At 48.5% G+C, this 235-nt stretch carries 1 pseudogene; it reads right to left on the bottom strand.

The annotated features are described in order from the left end of the window. A pseudogene (locus tag AAEY75_RS17160) lies at positions 1 to 235 on the bottom strand (acyl-CoA dehydrogenase); the annotation flags it as partial.

The raw sequence follows: 235 nt of genomic DNA, 5'->3' as shown, positions 1-235 counted from the left end.
CTCCTGCATCATATGCATAAAGCCTAGACCTTCCATACCGCCGAGTATGTTTTTTTGTGGCACACGGACATTATCGAAGAATAGCTCTGAGGTATCTTGTCCGGTAAGGCCCGTCTTTTTGAGGTTACGACCGCGCGAAAACCCTTGTAGATCGTCTGTCTCAACTAGGATAAGAGAGACGCCTTGCGCGCCTTTGTCACGATCTGTTTTACACGCGAGTAGCACAACATTGGCA

Source organism: Psychrobacter sp. TB55-MNA-CIBAN-0194 (assembly GCF_040309505.1).
Classification (GTDB): Bacteria; Pseudomonadota; Gammaproteobacteria; order Pseudomonadales; family Moraxellaceae; genus Psychrobacter; species Psychrobacter fozii.
This window is presented reverse-complemented; position numbering and strand designations above follow the sequence as displayed.